The organism is Nonomuraea sp. NPDC048901 (assembly GCF_040649695.1).
Classification (GTDB): Bacteria; Actinomycetota; Actinomycetes; order Streptosporangiales; family Streptosporangiaceae; genus Nonomuraea.
Genome location: NZ_JBEZFW010000004.1, coordinates 632,176 through 648,092, shown reverse-complemented (window position 1 = coordinate 648,092; position 15,917 = coordinate 632,176). Strand labels below are relative to the sequence as shown.

The 15,917-nt window shown below is 69.2% G+C and carries 12 protein-coding genes; 5 read left to right on the top strand and 7 right to left on the bottom strand.

Features of this window, described 5'->3' with window-relative positions; translation table 11 throughout:
- Nucleotides 1–20: 20 nt before the first annotated feature.
- Both AB0C30_RS16845 and AB0C30_RS16840 read left to right on the top strand, forming a co-directional pair.
- On the top strand, nucleotides 21–2,087 hold the full coding sequence (locus AB0C30_RS16845) for a DPP IV N-terminal domain-containing protein (RefSeq protein ID WP_357944181.1): 2,067 nt from the start codon (nucleotides 21–23) through the stop codon (nucleotides 2,085–2,087).
- 188 nt (nucleotides 2,088–2,275) lie between these two features.
- Complete coding sequence (locus AB0C30_RS16840) at nucleotides 2,276–3,664, top strand: alpha/beta fold hydrolase (protein ID WP_357944179.1); 1,389 nt, start codon at nucleotides 2,276–2,278, stop codon at nucleotides 3,662–3,664.
- 133 nt (nucleotides 3,665–3,797) lie between these two features.
- On the opposite strand, the gene AB0C30_RS16835 is transcribed toward AB0C30_RS16840, so the two are convergent.
- Nucleotides 3,798–5,597, bottom strand: coding sequence for an ABC transporter ATP-binding protein (locus tag AB0C30_RS16835; protein WP_357944176.1), 1,800 nt, complete (start codon nucleotides 5,595–5,597; stop codon nucleotides 3,798–3,800).
- A 2-nt stretch (nucleotides 5,598–5,599) separates the two neighbouring features.
- Nucleotides 5,600–7,378 (bottom strand): ABC transporter ATP-binding protein, encoded by a 1,779-nt coding sequence (locus tag AB0C30_RS16830; RefSeq protein WP_357944173.1) that lies wholly within the window; start codon nucleotides 7,376–7,378, stop codon nucleotides 5,600–5,602.
- A gap of 830 nt (nucleotides 7,379–8,208) precedes the next feature.
- Between AB0C30_RS16830 and AB0C30_RS16825 the strand changes: the two genes are divergently transcribed.
- Nucleotides 8,209–8,835 (top strand): phosphotransferase, encoded by a 627-nt coding sequence (locus AB0C30_RS16825; protein WP_357944170.1) that lies wholly within the window; start codon nucleotides 8,209–8,211, stop codon nucleotides 8,833–8,835.
- Between the two features lie 133 nt (nucleotides 8,836–8,968).
- Here the strand turns inward: AB0C30_RS16825 and AB0C30_RS16820 are convergent, their stop codons facing one another.
- On the bottom strand, nucleotides 8,969–9,475 hold the full coding sequence (locus tag AB0C30_RS16820; RefSeq protein ID WP_357944168.1) for a GNAT family N-acetyltransferase: 507 nt from the start codon (nucleotides 9,473–9,475) through the stop codon (nucleotides 8,969–8,971).
- A gap of 280 nt (nucleotides 9,476–9,755) precedes the next feature.
- Nucleotides 9,756–10,589 (bottom strand): class I SAM-dependent methyltransferase, encoded by an 834-nt coding sequence (locus AB0C30_RS16815; RefSeq protein ID WP_357944165.1) that lies wholly within the window; start codon nucleotides 10,587–10,589, stop codon nucleotides 9,756–9,758.
- Nucleotides 10,590–10,731: 142 nt separating this feature from the next.
- On the opposite strand from AB0C30_RS16815, the gene AB0C30_RS16810 reads away from it, so the two are divergent.
- Together AB0C30_RS16810 and AB0C30_RS16805 are read left to right on the top strand one after the other, a co-directional pair.
- A complete protein-coding gene (locus AB0C30_RS16810; RefSeq protein WP_357944162.1) occupies nucleotides 10,732–11,532 on the top strand; it encodes a class I SAM-dependent methyltransferase in 801 nt (266 codons plus the stop codon).
- A gap of 101 nt (nucleotides 11,533–11,633) precedes the next feature.
- On the top strand, nucleotides 11,634–12,356 hold the full coding sequence (locus AB0C30_RS16805; RefSeq protein ID WP_357944160.1) for a methyltransferase domain-containing protein: 723 nt from the start codon (nucleotides 11,634–11,636) through the stop codon (nucleotides 12,354–12,356).
- A gap of 77 nt (nucleotides 12,357–12,433) precedes the next feature.
- Here the strand turns inward: AB0C30_RS16805 and AB0C30_RS16800 are convergent, their stop codons facing one another.
- The 3 genes from AB0C30_RS16800 to AB0C30_RS16790 are packed head-to-tail and all read right to left on the bottom strand — an operon-like array spanning nucleotide 12,434 to nucleotide 15,797.
- Entirely contained in the window at nucleotides 12,434–13,174 is a 741-nt protein-coding gene (locus AB0C30_RS16800; RefSeq protein WP_357944158.1) for a succinate dehydrogenase/fumarate reductase iron-sulfur subunit, read from the bottom strand.
- Complete coding sequence (locus tag AB0C30_RS16795; protein ID WP_357944156.1) at nucleotides 13,171–15,093, bottom strand: fumarate reductase/succinate dehydrogenase flavoprotein subunit; 1,923 nt, start codon at nucleotides 15,091–15,093, stop codon at nucleotides 13,171–13,173. The genes AB0C30_RS16800 and AB0C30_RS16795 overlap by 4 nt, the downstream gene beginning before the upstream one ends.
- Nucleotides 15,090–15,797: a succinate dehydrogenase cytochrome b subunit gene (locus AB0C30_RS16790; protein WP_357944154.1), complete on the bottom strand. Its 708-nt coding sequence runs from the start codon at nucleotides 15,795–15,797 to the stop codon at nucleotides 15,090–15,092. The genes AB0C30_RS16795 and AB0C30_RS16790 overlap by 4 nt, the downstream gene beginning before the upstream one ends.
- Nucleotides 15,798–15,917: the final 120 nt, after the last annotated feature.

Here is a 15,917-nt window from a genome sequence, read left to right as displayed (position 1 = left end):
CGTACTGGCAGGATTAGGGCATGAGTGAGAGCTTCCCGCGCCTGTCGGCCAGGACCCGCAGGTTCACCCTCGGAGTGCCCAGGGGCTTCACGATCTCCCCCGACGGCGGCAAAGTCGTGTTCTTGCGTACGAAGTCCGGCACCGACCCGGTGACGTGCCTATGGGAACTCGACACCGAGACTCACGTCGAGCGCCTCGTGGTCGACCCGCGTACGCTCGACGCCGACGACGGCGATCTCCCGCCCGAGGAGCGCGCCCGGCGCGAGCGCAGCCGCGAGCAGGCGGGCGGCGTGGTCGGCTACAGCACCGACTCCTCGGTGACCCGGGCCGCCTTCGCGCTGGCCGGCGGCCTGTACGTCACCGACCTGCCCAACGGCGACACCCGGCGGCTGGAGACGCCGGGCGCGGTCATCGACCCGCGCATCTCCCCCGACGGCCAGCGGGTCGCGTACGTCAGCGGGGGCGCTCTACGGGTGCACACCCTCGCGACAGGTGACGACCGCACGCTCGCGGAGCCCGAGTCGCCGACCGTCACGTACGGTCTGGCCGAGTTCATCGCCGCCGAGGAGATGGACCGGATGCGCGGCTACTGGTGGTCGCCGTCGAGCGACGCGCTCCTGGTCGAACGGGCCGACGAGGCTCCGGTACACACCTGGCACATCGCCGACCCGGCCAACCCGGACCGGCCCGCGACGGCCCAGCGCTATCCGGCCGCCGGCACGCCCAACGCGGTGACCCAGTTGTTCGTGCTCGGAATCGACGGGTCGCGCGTGGCGGTGCCGTACGAGGACGAATACCTCACGACGGCCGCCTGGAGCTCCCATGCGCTGTCGATCGTGACCATGTCGCGTGATCAGAAGAGGCTGCGCCTGTTCGCGGTCGATCCGGCGACCGGCGTGTCCACGCTGGTCCGCGAGGACACCGATCCGGCCTGGGTCGACGTCGTCACCGGCGTGCCCGCGCACCTCGACGACGGCTCGCTGGTCTGGGTGGCCGCCGCCGACGGCGGCAATCGCCTGTTCGTGGGTGACCGCGCCGTCACTCCGCCCACCCTGCAAGTACGCGCGGTGCTCGACGTCGACCACGACAGCGTGCTGTTCAGCGCGAGCGGCGACCCCACCGAGATCCAGTTGTGGACCTGGGACGGCCACTCGCTGCTGCCCGTGTCGACCCGGTCCGGCGTGTTCTCTGGGCGGATGTCCGGCGGTGTGGGCGTACTGACCGAGCAGAGCCTCGACACCGAGGGCGTGTCCACCACGGTCGTACGGCGTGACGGCATGGCCATCCCGATCCCCTCGCTGGCCGAACGCCCCGGCCTCGACCTGCGGGTCTCGCTCGGCCGCTCCGGCCGCCGCGACCTCTCCACCGCCGTGGTACTGCCCTCCTGGCACGAGCAGGGCTCGCGGAAGCTACCGGTCCTGATGGATCCGTACGGCGGGCCGCACGCGCAGCGGGTGCTCAACCGTCGCGGCGGCTACCTGGAGAGCCAATGGTTCGCCGAGCAGGGCTTCGCCGTCATCGTGGCCGACGGCCGCGGCACCCCGGGCAGGGGCCCCGCCTTCGAACGCGCCGTACTCAACGACCTGGCCACGCCCCCGCTGGAGGACCAGATCGACGCCCTGCAGGGGGTGGCCGAGCAATACCCTGACGACCTCGACCTGACGAAGGTGGCCATCAGGGGCTGGTCGTTCGGCGGCTTCCTGGCGGCACTGGCGGTGCTGCGCCGGCCCGACGTGTTCCACGCCGCGGTGGCGGGGGCGCCGGTGACGGACTGGCGGTTGTACGACACGTGTTACACCGAGCGGTACCTGGGGCATCCGGACGAGCAGGCGGACGTGTACGACAACTCCTCGCTGTTCGGCGATGCGGCCAAGCTGGAGCGGCCGCTGCTGCTGATCCACGGGCTGGCGGACGACAACGTCGTGGCCGCGCACACCCTTCGCCTGTCGTCGGCGCTGCTGGCGGCGGGGCGGCAGCACAGTGTGCTCCCGCTGTCGGGCGTCACCCATATGACGCCGCAGGAGGTCGTGGCGGAGAACTTGCTGCTGCTGCAGGTGGAGTTCCTGAAGAGGTCCTTGGGCGTGTGACCGCCTGGGGCGGGCCGTGGCCCGGCTTCCTGCGCTGTAGGTGACACTCGTCGGTCGACCTCTCGGGGTGGGCCGCGTCGCAGGTGTCATCAGCCCGTGGCATGACATGCCACGGGCTGATTCGCCTCCCCCCAGACCAGCCCCTGGTCCGATGTGCCCGCAACCCCCGCTGCGGGATCGTCGTGCGCATGCTCAAGCACATCTCCCTCTCCATCGCCATGGCCCTCCTCGGCTCCGGCGTCCAGTCCCAGCAGGCGGCCACCCTCGACTGGTCCGCCTGCCCCAACGACAAAGTCGGGATGACCTGTGCCGACCTCCAGGTCCCCGCCGACTGGCAGAAACCCGACGGCCGCAAGATCACCCTCAAGCTGGGCCGGTTGAAGGCCACCGGCACCTCCTCCGAAGGGTCGGTTCTGGTGGCCTACGGCGGCCCCGGTGCCCCCGGCATCGCCTTGACCCAGACCTATGCGGACCTCTGGGCCAAGCTGCGCGAACGGATGGACGTCATCACCTGGGACACCCGCGGCTACGGCGCGCAGTTCAGCGGCCTCAGCACCGGGCTGGCCTGCACCTGGACCCGAATCCCGCTGCCCGACCTCCCCAAAAACGACGCCGACTTCGGACGGCTCTCCGACACCAACCGCGGTTACGCGGAAGCCTGCCGCAACAAGGACCCCGAGCTGTTCGCCAACATGAGCTCGGCCGACCACGCCAGAGACATGGAGGCCATCAGAAAGGCCCTGGGCGACGGCAAGCTCAACTTCTACGGCGCCTCCTACGCCGGGATCTACGCGCAGGACTACGCCCGGCTCTTCCCCGGCCAGGTGCGCACCATGGTGCTCGACGGCACGATCAGCCACAGCGGCACCGACTGGACCACCGACATGGTCAACATGGCCAAGGACAACGAGACGTCCTTCAACCGCTTCTTCACCTGGTGCGCCGGTGCCGGCAAGTGCCGAGAGCTGTCCGCCCAGTGGCGCGGCCTGGTCGCCAAGGCCGACCGCTCCCCGGTCCCGGCCAAGTCTGCAGGGATCGCCTATACGGGGGGCGACCTGCAATCCCTCGCCATGGGGTTCGCCCATCAGGGTCCCGACGGCTATCCCAAGCTGGCGGAGGCCCTCCGTAAGGCCGTACGCGGCGACGCCTCCGGCTTCGTCCCCGCCCGTGGCTCCCGCTACCCCGACCAGTCGACCGGCGTCACCGAATGCACCGACTGGCCACGCCCCGCCGGCCGCGCCGAGCTCGACAAGACGATCGCCCGACTCCGCAAGATCGCCCCCAACGCGGGCGCGGCCAACACTTTGGCGACGGGCACGCTCGGCTGCATCGGCTGGCCGGTATCAGTGACCAACCCGCCCGCACCCCTCCCCAAGGGCCTGCCACCGATGCTGGGCGCTGGGGCCTGGCGCGAGTCCGACGCGGTCGCCCGGATTCTCACGCAGGTGCAAGGCAGCGCCACCATCCGCCACGAGGGCCCAGGACACACGCTCTTCGCCTTCAACGAGTGCGCCCGCAACCACATGTTCCGCTACTTGACGGACCGCACCTTGCCGTCCCCTGAAGCGAAGTGCTGACCACCCCCGGAAGCCGACTCATCGACCCCCAAAGGCCGCCCATCCGGAGCCGACTCATCGACTCTCAAAGGCCGCCTATCGGGAGCCGATGACCGGTAGCCGGTCACCAGAGTCGGTGACCAGGAGTCGGCGGTCAGGAGTGCTGTGCCAGCCACTCTGACGACTCGTCCGTGGCGAGGGAGCGGGTGCTGGCCGGGGTCCCGTGCCAGCTACTCCACAGGGCCGCGTACGAGCCGCCCTCCGCCACCAGCTCATCGTGCGACCCGAGCTCGCTGATCCGTCCGTCCTCGACCACCGCCACCCGGTCCGCGTCGTGCGCCGTGTAGAGGCGGTGGGCGATGGCGATCACCGTGCGACCGTCGAGCACCGCCGCCAGCGACCGCTCCAGGTGCCGGGCGGCTCGGGGGTCGATGAGCGAGGTGGCCTCGTCCAGCACCAGCGTGTGCGGGTCCGCCAGCACCAGGCGGGCCAGCGCCAGCTGCTGGGCGTGGGCAGGAGAGATGGCCAGCCCGCCGGACCCGACGACCGTGTCGAGTCCGTCGGGCAGGGCGAGCACCCAGTCGAGCGAGTCGACCGCCGTGAGGGCCGCGCGCACGGCGGTGTCGTCGGCGTCCGGACGGGCGATCAGCAGGTTGTCACGGAGTGTGCCCTTGAAGACGTGGTGCTCCTGGGTGACCAGCGCGACGTGGCCGCGCAGGTCGTCGAGGGGCAGGTCGACCAGGGGCACACCGCCCACCGACACCGCGCCCGTACGCGGCCCGTGGATGCCCGCCAGCAACCTGCCGAGCGTCGACTTGCCCGCGCCGGAAGGGCCGACCATGGCCAGCCGCTCCCCCGGCCGGACGGTCAGCGACACGCCGTGCAGCACGTCGCGGCCCTCGCGGTAGGCGTAGCGGACGTCGTCGGCCTCCAGCAGTTCGCCCTCGGGCCGCGCGGTGGAGGCGGTCCGGTCGTCAGGCACGTTCGCGACGCCGAGCAGCCGGGCCATGGCGGCCCCGCCCACCTGCAACTCCTCGATCCACATGAGAAACCGGTCGAGCGGGTCGATGAGCTGCTGCGCGTACAAGGTGGCGGCGGTGACCTGAGCCAGCGACACCCAGCCGTTGGCGTAGAACAGGCCGCCGATGAACAGGGTCGAGACGACCGGGATCACGTAGCCCAGCTCAACGGCGGGATACCAGATCGTGCGCAGCCACAGCGTGTAGCGTTCGGCGGCGAAGGAGCCACGGATGTCGTTCGCGGTCCGCGCCTCCCGCCGCCGCTGGAGGCCGAGCGCCTCCACGGCCCTGGCGCCTTCGACGGTCTCGGCCAGTCCCTCGGTCATGTCCGCGTAGGCGGCGTTCTCGCGCAGGTAGCCGTCGCGGGCGCGGTTGAGGTACCAGCGGGTGGAGATCCAGAGCAGCGGCACCGCGATCAGCATCGGCAGCATGAGCAGCGGGCTGACCAGCACCATCGCGCCCACGGTGATCGTGAAAGTGACGATCGCGATCAGCGTCTCGGGCACGGCGTGCCGAACGGTTTGGGAGAGGGAGTCGACATCGCGGGAGGTCCTGGTGATCAGGTCGCCGGAGCCGGCCCGCTCCACCGTCGACAGCGGCAGGCCGAGCACCCGGTCGACGAACTCCTCACGCAGCTCGGCGAGGACCTTCTCACCGAGCTTGGCCGAGGCGAGCACCGCGTAACGCACCAGAGCGCCCTGCCCGAACAGGAACGCGCCGATGCCGACGGCGAAGAGCAGCACGTTGACGTGGCCGCCGTCCTGGACGTTTTGCACCAGATTGCCGAGTTGCCAGGGCACGGCCAGGCCCACGATCGCCGCGAGCCCGTGCAGGGCGAGCACGACAGTGAGCTGACGCGGATACTTGAGCGTCAGCCGCCTGGCGTAGGCGCGCACCTGTCTCTGGTCGGCGACCGGCAGGATCTCGCGGGCCATCGTCAGTCCTCCCCTCTCGTCACGGTCGCGGTGTATTCCGGCGAGGTCGCCAGCAGGTCGCGGTGCGTGCCTTCGGCGAGCACCCTGCCGTTCTCGACGTAGATCACGTGGTCGGTGCGGTCGAGCACCAGCGGGCTGGTCGTACAGACCAACGTGGTCTTGCCGACGCGGGCCTTGGCCAGCCGCTCGCCGATGCGGGCCTCGCTGTGGGCGTCCACGGCGCTGGTCGGCTCGACCAGGATGAGCACCTCCGGATCGGCGAGCAGCGCCCTGGCCAGCCGGAGCCGCTGCTGCTGCCCGCCGGAGAACTCCCGTCCCGCCTCGGCCACCAGAGCGTCGAGCCCGTCGGGCAGGGCCTCGATGATGTCCTCGGCGCAGGCGGCGTACAGCGCCTGCTCCACCCGCTCACCGGACGAGTCGCCACGGACATCGAGCTCGCCGGAAGAGTCGCCGCGGACGCCGAGCCCGCCGGAAAAGTCGCCACGGACGTCCAGCTCGCCGGAAGAGTCGCCACGGACGTCGAGCTCGTCGCGGAGCCTCCCGGTGAACAGGCGGGCGCCGTTGTCAGCGACCAGGATGCGCGTACGGATCTCGGCCATCGGCAGTGTCGCCAGGTCGACCCCACCGAAGGTGACGTCGCCGTCGGCGTAGCGGCCGAGCCGGTCGGCGATGGCGATGGCGTCCTCCGGCAGAGCGGCCGCGATCGCGGTCATGACGCCCGGCTGGACGGTGACGCCGCTGTAGAAGTCGCGCAGCACGCCGCCCTCACTGGTGCCGGTGCCCCCTGACACCTCGGGTTCGACGGACAGAATGCGCACCACGCGACGGGCGGCGACATGGCCCTTGGTCAGTTTGTCGGCGACCTCGGTGAGCGTACGCATCGGGCCGATCAGGAAGACCGCGTAGCCGTAGAAGGCGACGAGCTGACCAGCGGTGATCTCGCCGCCGATCGCGAACGAGGCGCCTATCCCGGTAACGACCGCGATGAGCACTCCGGGCAGCAGGATCTGCGCGCCTTCGAGCAGCGATTCGACCTTGGACACGTTGACGCCCGCAGCCCGTACACGCTGGGACTCCTCGCGATAGCGCGCGGCGAACACCTGCTCGCCACCGATGCCGCGCAGCACCCGCAGCCCCGCCACGATGTCGGCCGACCTGGTGGACAGCTCGCCCATCAGGTCGCGCTGGGCCTTCTGCCGCCTGTGCAGCGGCTTGAGCAGAGGCCCGATCGCGACGGCCATCAGCGGCACGCCGAACATCACCAGCAGCCCCAACGGCAGCGAAGTGGAGATGAGGATCACGGTGACCGCGATGATCGCCACGACGGAGCCGGTGCCACGCGGCAGGATCTCCATCGAGTTGCCGATGTGGGAGATATCGGAGTTGCCGACGCTGACAACCTCGCCGGTCGAGACCCGCTTGGGCAGCGTGGCACCGAGCCGCGCGGCTTGTCTGGCGGTCACTTGTACGGTGCGGTAGGCGGCGGCCAGCCAGTTGTAGACCGCCATCCGGTGCCGCATGATCCCGGTGAACGCCTGCAGCATGCCGATCACGAGCATGATCGCCGACCAGGTCAGCAGCGCGTCGGTGTCCTTTGCCGTGACGGCGTCGATGCCCTTGCCGAGCACAGCGGGGACCAGCGCCTGCAACAGCCACCAGGCGGTGGCGAAGCCGATGCCGCCCAGCAATGCCGGGGCCTGGGCACGCGCGTTCCACCACAGGTACCGGAGCGGGCTGCGGATGTCGGGCATGCCGAAATCGGCTTCTGGAAGGGATCGCATAGCTCATCAAGGTTGACAAGGCGCCGGCTGACCCGGCAAACCATTTTCCGACTCGAGCACCGCAACGAGTGCTGACCGATCAGGTCCACCAGTCTCCGACCTCACCACCCATAGCGGCGCTCACCGACCAGACCCGCTGATCTCCGACCTGAACACCACACCGGTGCCGACCGACCAAGTGCAGCGGTTTCCGACCTGAGCACCTTGGCGGTGCTCACCGACCGGATCCACCGGTCCGTTGTCGTGGCGGCCGGCTGCGTGTACGACCTGCCCGCGACGAACCGCACCGACCTGGATCGCCGACCCCTGCCAGATCGGGGTTCCGGCCACGGCACTCCCGGCGAAGGCGTTCCGCCAAGGCGTTCTGGCGGAGGCGCTCCCGCCGCGCCGAGCGTCGGCCGCGCGCCGGCTGCCGGATGCAGCGGCTGCGCACCGGCGGCTCAACCCGCGCCTGCTGCAGGCGGCGTGTCGGCGTGCCACGGCGGTCCCGCCTGGTCGGCCGGTTCCGGCCACGGCGGCCCTGCAGGCACGGTCCGGCACCCGATCATCCAGCGGACGGCTCCCGCCGATCATCCGGGCGGACGGCTGCCGCCGGACTGTCCTTGCGCCTGGCCCCAAGCAGGTAGCAGGGAGCGCGCTGCGGGGACACGCCGAAGCGCTTTACAGGACGCATGTTCGCATCGGGCTGACACATCGTCGTGCTTTTGCCGTTCAGCCGCCCGGTGCCTGCGGTTTCCCTACTATTCTACCGCCGACCCGGTCTTACACCGTGTATCGAGGCTGGCTCAGGTGATTCCGGGGATCTTCCCGGTACGCCAGAATCGATCCCTGTGAAGCACGGGTACACCAACAGCACGGTCGGCGACGACACATGGGTCGTCAAGTGTTATGAAGGCCCTGACGCGGCTATCCGCCTCAAGACCGAGAGCAGGTTCCTGCGCCGACTGCGCGGGCGGCTGCCTGTGCCCGCCGTACACCGGGTGACCCCGACGAGCGTGACCACTCGCTACGTACGCGGGGCGCACGGCCAGGACCTGCTCGACGAGGGCCGCGTGACCGAGGTCCTCGCCGGGTGCGGGAAGACGCTCGCCCGCATCCACCAGCTGGGGATCGTGCACGGCGACTACGGGCCGCAGAACCTGCTGTTCGACCCGGCCACGTTCGAGACGGCGGCGATCCTCGACTGGGAGTGGGCGCACCCGGGCGAGCCGATCGAGGACCTCGCGTGGTGCGAGTGGATCGTACGCATGCACCACGCGGAGCACGTACCGCTCCTGTCGTCCTTCTTCGACGCGTACGGCGGCCCGGTGCCGTCCTGGCCGGACCGTCACGCGGCCATGGTGGCGCGCTGCCGTGCCCTGCTCGACTTCACCGGCCGGTGGGAGCCGGGCGGCGACGGCGAGAAACTGTGGCGCGAGCGCCTCGACGTCACCGCCTCCTGGACCGACGCGGCCTGACGCCGATACGGGCGGACATCAGAGCGGCGGGCGACCGATCAGCGCGATCACGGTCGCCAGTCGTTATCACCGCTTCCTGAGCCAGCGCAGCCTGATGCCGATGCAGGCGGGCACCAGAGCGGCGGGCGACCGATCAGAGCAGTCGCAGTCGCCAGTCGTTGCAGCGCATCGGATGACCCACCGGGTACTCGAAGTCGACCTCCCCGACGAAGGTGAACCCGGCCTTGCGGCAGATCGCGTTGGACGCCGGATGTTCCACCGATGGGTAGGCGTGCAGGTGCCGGTGCCTGCCCTCCGCCCGAGCCTTGGTCGCGATGGCAATGGCGGCCGCCGTCGCGATGCCCCGCCCCTGAAACTCCGGCAAAATCCCCCATCCCGTCTCATAAACGGTCTCACCCTGCCATTCGCGCTCCCAGAAACCGATCGAGCCGACCGTCTCCAGCTCAGGCTCGACGACCACGCTGAACATGGCGCCCAAGCCCGGATCATTCAGCTTGAGATAGCGCTCGTGCCGCCCGACCACCTCTTCCTCGGTCTCGGGACCGCCCAGGTGCTCGGTCATCTCAGGAGCGTTGAGGCGGCGCAGCAACCCAAGGTCACCCTGCGACCAGGGCTCAAGTCGGACAAAAGGTATCTCCATCCCGCGGATGGTACTGAACGAGTCTGACAATCACCGCGCGAACCTTGCGACGTCCAGACCCATCCTGCGAATGACCGTGCCGTGTTCGGATTACCTCCGCCGACGGGAGCATTGAGGACGCTCCTACGGCATCGCGACGGTGTTGCCGCGGCGGCCGAAGGACGATGTTGCCGCGGCGGCCGAAGGAGGTCTCGATCATCTGGCGTCGGGATGCGCCGAGGTGGGGCTGCGGTGTCGGCCGACGACCCGCGGGCGCGACGGTTCTGCGAGCGATTCCGGGTCACATCGTTGGGGCGGCCGGACCCGCCGCCGGAGGAGGTGCACCACCGGCTGAGGCTCGCAAGGAGTACATGAGCGGGACCCTGGGCGCGCCCTCCGGCAGGCGGTAGCCAGTGTGGTCGCCGGACATCGTGGCGAAGCGGCGGAAGAGGGTGTGGTCGTACTCGTGCAGGAACTCCACCCGCAGGCCCGCCGCCGCCACAGCGCTGACTACGTCGCCGATGCTGTGCTGGAACTGCACGGAGGTGTGGGACTCGATCAGCCGCCCGCCGGTGTACGTGTACGGTTCCTCCCAGATGTGCGGACCCCGGTCGAAGTAGTCGTAGGCGATCGTCGTGCCGGTCTCCTCATCAAGGACTTGGGGAAAGGGGTGGAATTCCGCGAGATAGAGGAATCCGCCCGGTTCCAGCAGCGCGGCGACCGTCTCCGCCCAGCGGGTGAGCTCGGGCAGCCACACCAGGGCGCCGAGGCCGGTGTAGACGATGTCGTAGGTCTCGCCGAGCGCCTCGACCGCGTCGTACACGTCGGCGGTGACGAACCTCGCTGGCAGGCCGCAGTCGGCGGCGATGGCCCTGGCCTGCTCGATGGCGGCGTCGGAGAAGTCGAGCCCGGTCACCTCGGCGCCGAGCCTGGCCCAGGAGAGCGTGTCCAGGCCGAGGTGGCACTGCAGGTGCGCCAAGCGGCGGCCGGACACGTCGCCGACCTCCGCGACCTCGAACGGCCTCAGGACGCTCCGGCCGTTGGCCTTGAAACCTTCGACATCGTAGAAGTCGCTGTCGACATGGATCGGGACCCGTGCGTTCCAGTTGGCCCGGTTGGTCGTCAGGTAGTCCATGACGCCCGAGGGTAAGCAGGAACGCGGTCGCAACGCCTCCCATTAAGTCGGGCGTACCGCCGTCACCTCGTAGCAACGCGGCGTTCGATCAGAGCTGGGTGCCTCGATGACAGCATCGTCGCCGCACTGTCAGCATCGGAGAATGTCCCGCGATCTTCGGCTGATGAGAGCCACCTTCGACAGCGCCGCTCACTCCTATCAGGACGCCCGCCCCGACTACCCGGCCGAGCTGTATTCCGACCTGCTGGCGATCACGTCGATCACGCCACCCGCGCACCTGCTCGAAGTCGGATGCGGTCCGGGGAAAGCCACGCTGCCATTGGCACGGATGGGCTTCCGGATCACCGCGGTCGAACTCGGCGATGCCCTGGCGGCGGAGGCACGGCGCCGCCTCGCCGAATTCGCCGACGTTTCCGTGATCGCGTCGTCTTTCGAAGACTGGGAGCCGCCGACAGGGGCCAGCTTCGATCTCGCGTACGCGGCCACAGCATGGAAATGGGTGGACCCGAAGGTCAAGTACGCGAAAGCAGCCGAACTGCTCGCCCCAGGCGGCCATCTGGCCGTGTGGAACGCCGACCACGCGTTCCCGGCAGATTTCGACCCGTTCTTCACCGAAATCCAGAAGGTATACGACGAAATCGGCGAAGGTGATGGCAGCCCGTGGCCGCCGCCACCGCCTGAGAACCAGCCCGACCCCATCGCCACCGAGTTCGATGCCTCCGGACACTTCACAGTGGTCGGAACGAGACTCTACGTGTGGGGATTGCGCTACACGGTAGACGAATACATCGCTCTGCTCGACACGTTCTCCGGCCACATCGCCATGGACCCGGCCAAACGTGAACGCCTCTACCGTGAGATACGCCGCCTCCTCGCCACACGCCCGGACGGACAACTCGTCCGCCACTGGTCGGTCGGCCTCACCATCGGCCAACGCCTATGACCTGGGGATAGCCGCTACGCCCATGACCTGAAGATGCCCGTGCACCGGATCTTTACACGCTCTCCCCGGAAACCGCACACCGACCTGCTTGGCTCATGGTCATGACGACCATCGCGTACCTGGACCAACTCGCCGCCAGCGCCCCCGGCCGCGCGTACAAGCGGGACCTGCTGGCCATGATGGACCTGCGGCCCGGCCAGACCGTCCTCGACATAGGCTGCGGCCCCGGCACCGACCTGGCCGGCCTCTCCGACGGCGTGACCTCTGAGGGTACGGTGATCGGCCTCGACCACGACCCGGCCATGGCGGACCAGGCCCGGCTACGGCTGGCCGACCGTACCAACGTGGAGATCCGCGTCGGCGACGCCCACGCGATGCCACTCGACGACGGCACCGTCGACCGGGCGCGTACGGACCGGGTGCTGCAGCACGTGCCGGACCCGGGGCGGGTGCTGGCGGAGTTCCACCGCGTGGCCCGGCCGGGCGCCACCATCGCCATGGCCGAACCCGACTGGCACGGCCTGCTGATCGACTCACCGGCCGGCCCGGGCCTCGTCCGATACATCACCACAGAGGTGATCAGGAACCCGGCCATCGGACGGAGCCTCGCCCGCCTGGCCGACCAGGCCGGACTGACCGTACGGACGGTGACGGTGTTCAGCCCGGTGATCCGGGACCTGGAGACGGCCGAGCAGCTCTTCGGCCTGCGCCGCACCCTCTCCAGGGCTGTGCAGGCGGGCTACCTGGAGGACTCCGCCGACCTCGGCTCCGGGCCCTTCCTGGTCAGTTGCCCGCTGTTCATGGTGGTGGCCGACGCACCTTGACGGCGTCAACGCCTGGCAGCCCCGCCAGCCGGCACGGGCGGGCCGTACAAAAAACAAGTAGTACGGCCCGCAGCCCCCTACTTGGCGTTCGCCTTCAGGTAGTCGCTGTTCATCTGCGCGATGGTGTCCAGCGGGATCCCCTTGGGACACACGGCGGTGCACTCACCCGTGTTCGTGCACCCCCCGAACCCCTCCGCGTCCATCTGGTCCACCATCGCCTTGGCCCGCGTCAGCCGCTCCGGCTGGCCCTGGGGAAGCAGCGAGAGGTGGGTGATCTTGGCGGCCGTGAAGAGCGAGGCCGAGCCGTTCGGGCAGGCCGCCACGCAGGCCCCGCACCCGATGCAGGTGGCGGCGTCGAAGGCCGAGTCGGCGTCCTCCTTGCGTACCGGGATGCTGTGGGCGTCGGGCGCCGAGCCCGCCGGGACCGAGACGAAGCCGCCCGCCTGGATGATGCGGTCGAACGCCGACCGGTCCACCACCAGGTCCTTCACCACCGGGAACGGCGCCGCGCGCCACGGCTCGATGGTGATGGTGGCGCCGTCCTCGAAGTGGCGCATGTGGAGCTGGCAGGTGGTGGTGGCACGCTGCTCGCCGTGCGCGACGCCGTTGATGACCATGCCGCACATGCCGCAGATGCCCTCGCGGCAGTCGTGGTCGAAGGCCACCGGGTCGTCGCCCGAGAGGATGAGGCGCTCGTTGAGTACGTCGAGCATCTCCAGGAAGGACATGTCCGGGGAGACGTCTTCGACCCGATAAGTCGTCATCTTGCCGGGAGCTGACGGGCCGCTCTGGCGCCAGACCTTCAAAGTCAAGTTCACTTGTAGCTCCGCTGGGTCATCTTGACGTACTCGTACTCGAGCGTTTCCTTGTGCAGCACCGGTCCGTCCCCGGAGTACTCCCAGGCCGACACGTGTGCGAAGTGCTCGTCGTCCCGCAGGGCCTCGCCGTCGGCGTCCTGCGACTCGGCGCGGAAGTGGCCGCCGCACGACTCGGTGCGGACCAGCGCGTCCAGGCACATGAGCTCGGCCAGGTCGAAGAAGTCCGCGACCCGCCCGGCCTTCTCCAGGACCTGGTTCAGCTCCTCGGCGGTGCCCGAGACCTTGACGTCCCGCCAGAACTCCTCGCGCAGCTCCGGGATGCGCTCCAGCGCCTTGCGCAGCGACTCCTCGGTGCGCTCCATGCCGCAGTAGTCCCACATGAGCTTGCCGAGCTCGCGGTGGAAGGAGTCGGGGGTACGCGTGCCGTTCACCGCGAGCAGCCTGTCGATCTTGGTACGTACCTTGATCTCGGCCTCGGCCACGGCATCCTCGGAGACCTCACCGAACGGCCCGGCCGCCAGATAGTCGCCGAGCGTGGTGGGCAGCACGAAGTAGCCGTCGGCCAGGCCCTGCATCAGCGCCGAGGCGCCGAGGCGGTTGGCGCCGTGGTCGGAGAAGTTGGCCTCGCCGATCACGAACAGGCCGGGGATCGTGGACTGCAGGTCGTAGTCCACCCACAGGCCGCCCATGGTGTAGTGGACGGCCGGGTAGATGCGCATCGGCGCCTCGTAGGGGTTCTCGCCCGTGATGCGCTCGTACATCTCGAAGAGGTTGCCGTACTTCTTCTCCACGGCGTCCCGGCCGAGACGGTTGATCGCGTCGGCGAAGTCCAGGTAGACCCCGAGCCCCCCGGGTCCGACGCCGCGACCCTCGTCGCAGACGTTCTTGGCGGCGCGGGAGGCGATGTCCCGGGGGACGAGGTTCCCGAAAGCCGGATAAATCCGCTCCAGGTAGTAATCGCGTTCGTCCTCAGGAATGTCGCCGGGCGCCCGGGAGTCGCCGCCCACGAGCGGCACCCACACGCGGCCGTCGTTGCGCAGCGACTCCGACATCAGCGTCAGCTTCGACTGGTACTCGCCCGACACCGGGATGCAGGTCGGGTGGATCTGCGTGTAGCAGGGGTTGGCGAAGTACGCGCCGCGCTCGTGTGCCCGCCAGATCGCCGTGGTGTTGCAGCCCTTGGCGTTCGTGGACAGGAAGAACACGTTCCCGTAGCCGCCGGAGGCCAGCACGACGGCATCGGCCACGTGCCGCTCGATCTCCCCGGTGACCATGTCGCGGACGATGATCCCGCGCGCCCGGCCGTCGTCGACGATCACGTCGAGCATCTCGTGCCGGGTGAACATCTCCACCGTCCCGGCCGCGATCTGCCGCTCCAGGGCCTGGTAGGCGCCGAGCAGCAGCTGCTGGCCCGTCTGGCCGCGCGCGTAGAACGTACGCGACACCTGCGCGCCGCCGAACGAGCGGGTGTCCAGCAGCCCGCCGTACTCACGGGCGAACGGGACGCCCTGGGCGACCGCCTGGTCGATGATGTTCACGGAGACCTGGGCGAGGCGGTAGACGTTCGACTCGCGGGCCCGGAAGTCACCGCCCTTTACCGTGTCGTAGAAAAGGCGATAAATCGAGTCACCGTCGCCGCGGTAGTTCTTCGCGGCGTTGATCCCGCCCTGCGCGGCGATGGAGTGCGCGCGGCGCGGCGTGTCCTGGTAGCAGAACGACTTGACGTTGTAGCCCAGCTCCCCCAGCGTCGCGGCGGCGGAGCCGCCCGCCAGGCCGGTGCCGACCACGATCACGTTGAGCTTGCGCTTGTTGGCCGGGTTGACGAGCTTGGCGGCGAACTTCCGCTTCTCCCACCGCTCCTCGATAGGGCCGGCGGGCGCCTTGGCGTCCTTGATCTCCGGGCCTTCGGTGTACTTCACTTGATCACTCCGAACGTGACGGCGAGCGGCGGCGCGAGGAAGCCGATGACCAGGACCGCGGACACCAGCGCCGCGACCGGGCGAAGGGCCTTGAAACGGGTGGCCCAGCCAAGGGTCTGGAACATGCTCCAGATGCCGTGCCGCAGGTGCAGGCCGACCATGACGACGGCCACGACGTAGAAGAGCGTGACCCACCAGCGCGACAGGTCGAACCCGGCGATCATCCGGTCGGCCGGCGCGGAGTCGTACCCCTTGGGGTTCACCACGCCGAAGCTCAGGTCGAGCAGGTGCCAGACCAGGAAGAGCAGGATCGTGACGCCGCCCCACCGCATGATGTGCGTGGTGTAGCCCTTGGCCTGCGACTTCTTGGCCACGTACTTCACCGGCCGGGCGTGGTGGGCCCGCCGCGCCAGCGAGATCGCGGCCCACATGTGCAGGACCACCGCGACGACGAGGCCGGCCTCCAGGATCGTCAGCACCGTCCGGTACGGCGCGAGCGGCTCCAGCAGTGTGCGGAGCGCCTCGGCGTACTCGTTGAAGGAGTCCTTGCCGAGGAAGATCTTGAGGTTGCCCAGCATGTGGAGGATCAAGAAGAGCACCATCGCGGCGCCCGTGACGGCCATGATGGCCTTCTTGCCGTTGGACGAGCGCAGGAATCCGCCGCGCTTTCCGCTGGGGGTCGGCTTTTTCGGCGTGGGCTTCAAGACTGGCGCGGTAGCGGCGCCTCGCTCAATCGTGGCTGTCACGTCTTCCGACGCTAGATATCCAGCCATGATCCGTCCAAGTCATGACGGGTCTGGTTTCCATAGCCTTCGGCTATGATG

Coding starts and splice junctions, on each gene's coding strand:
- AB0C30_RS16830 (WP_357944173.1), bottom strand. CDS start 7,378: ATGCGATCCCTTCCAGAAGCCGATTTCGGCATGCCCGACATCCGCAGC.
- AB0C30_RS16820 (WP_357944168.1), bottom strand. CDS start 9,475: ATGGAGATACCTTTTGTCCGACTTGAGCCCTGGTCGCAGGGTGACCTT.
- AB0C30_RS16810 (WP_357944162.1), top strand. CDS start 10,732: ATGTCCCGCGATCTTCGGCTGATGAGAGCCACCTTCGACAGCGCCGCT.
- AB0C30_RS16835 (WP_357944176.1), bottom strand. CDS start 5,597: ATGGCCCGCGAGATCCTGCCGGTCGCCGACCAGAGACAGGTGCGCGCC.
- AB0C30_RS16805 (WP_357944160.1), top strand. CDS start 11,634: ATGACGACCATCGCGTACCTGGACCAACTCGCCGCCAGCGCCCCCGGC.
- AB0C30_RS16840 (WP_357944179.1), top strand. CDS start 2,276: ATGCTCAAGCACATCTCCCTCTCCATCGCCATGGCCCTCCTCGGCTCC.
- AB0C30_RS16815 (WP_357944165.1), bottom strand. CDS start 10,589: ATGGACTACCTGACGACCAACCGGGCCAACTGGAACGCACGGGTCCCG.
- AB0C30_RS16845 (WP_357944181.1), top strand. CDS start 21: ATGAGTGAGAGCTTCCCGCGCCTGTCGGCCAGGACCCGCAGGTTCACC.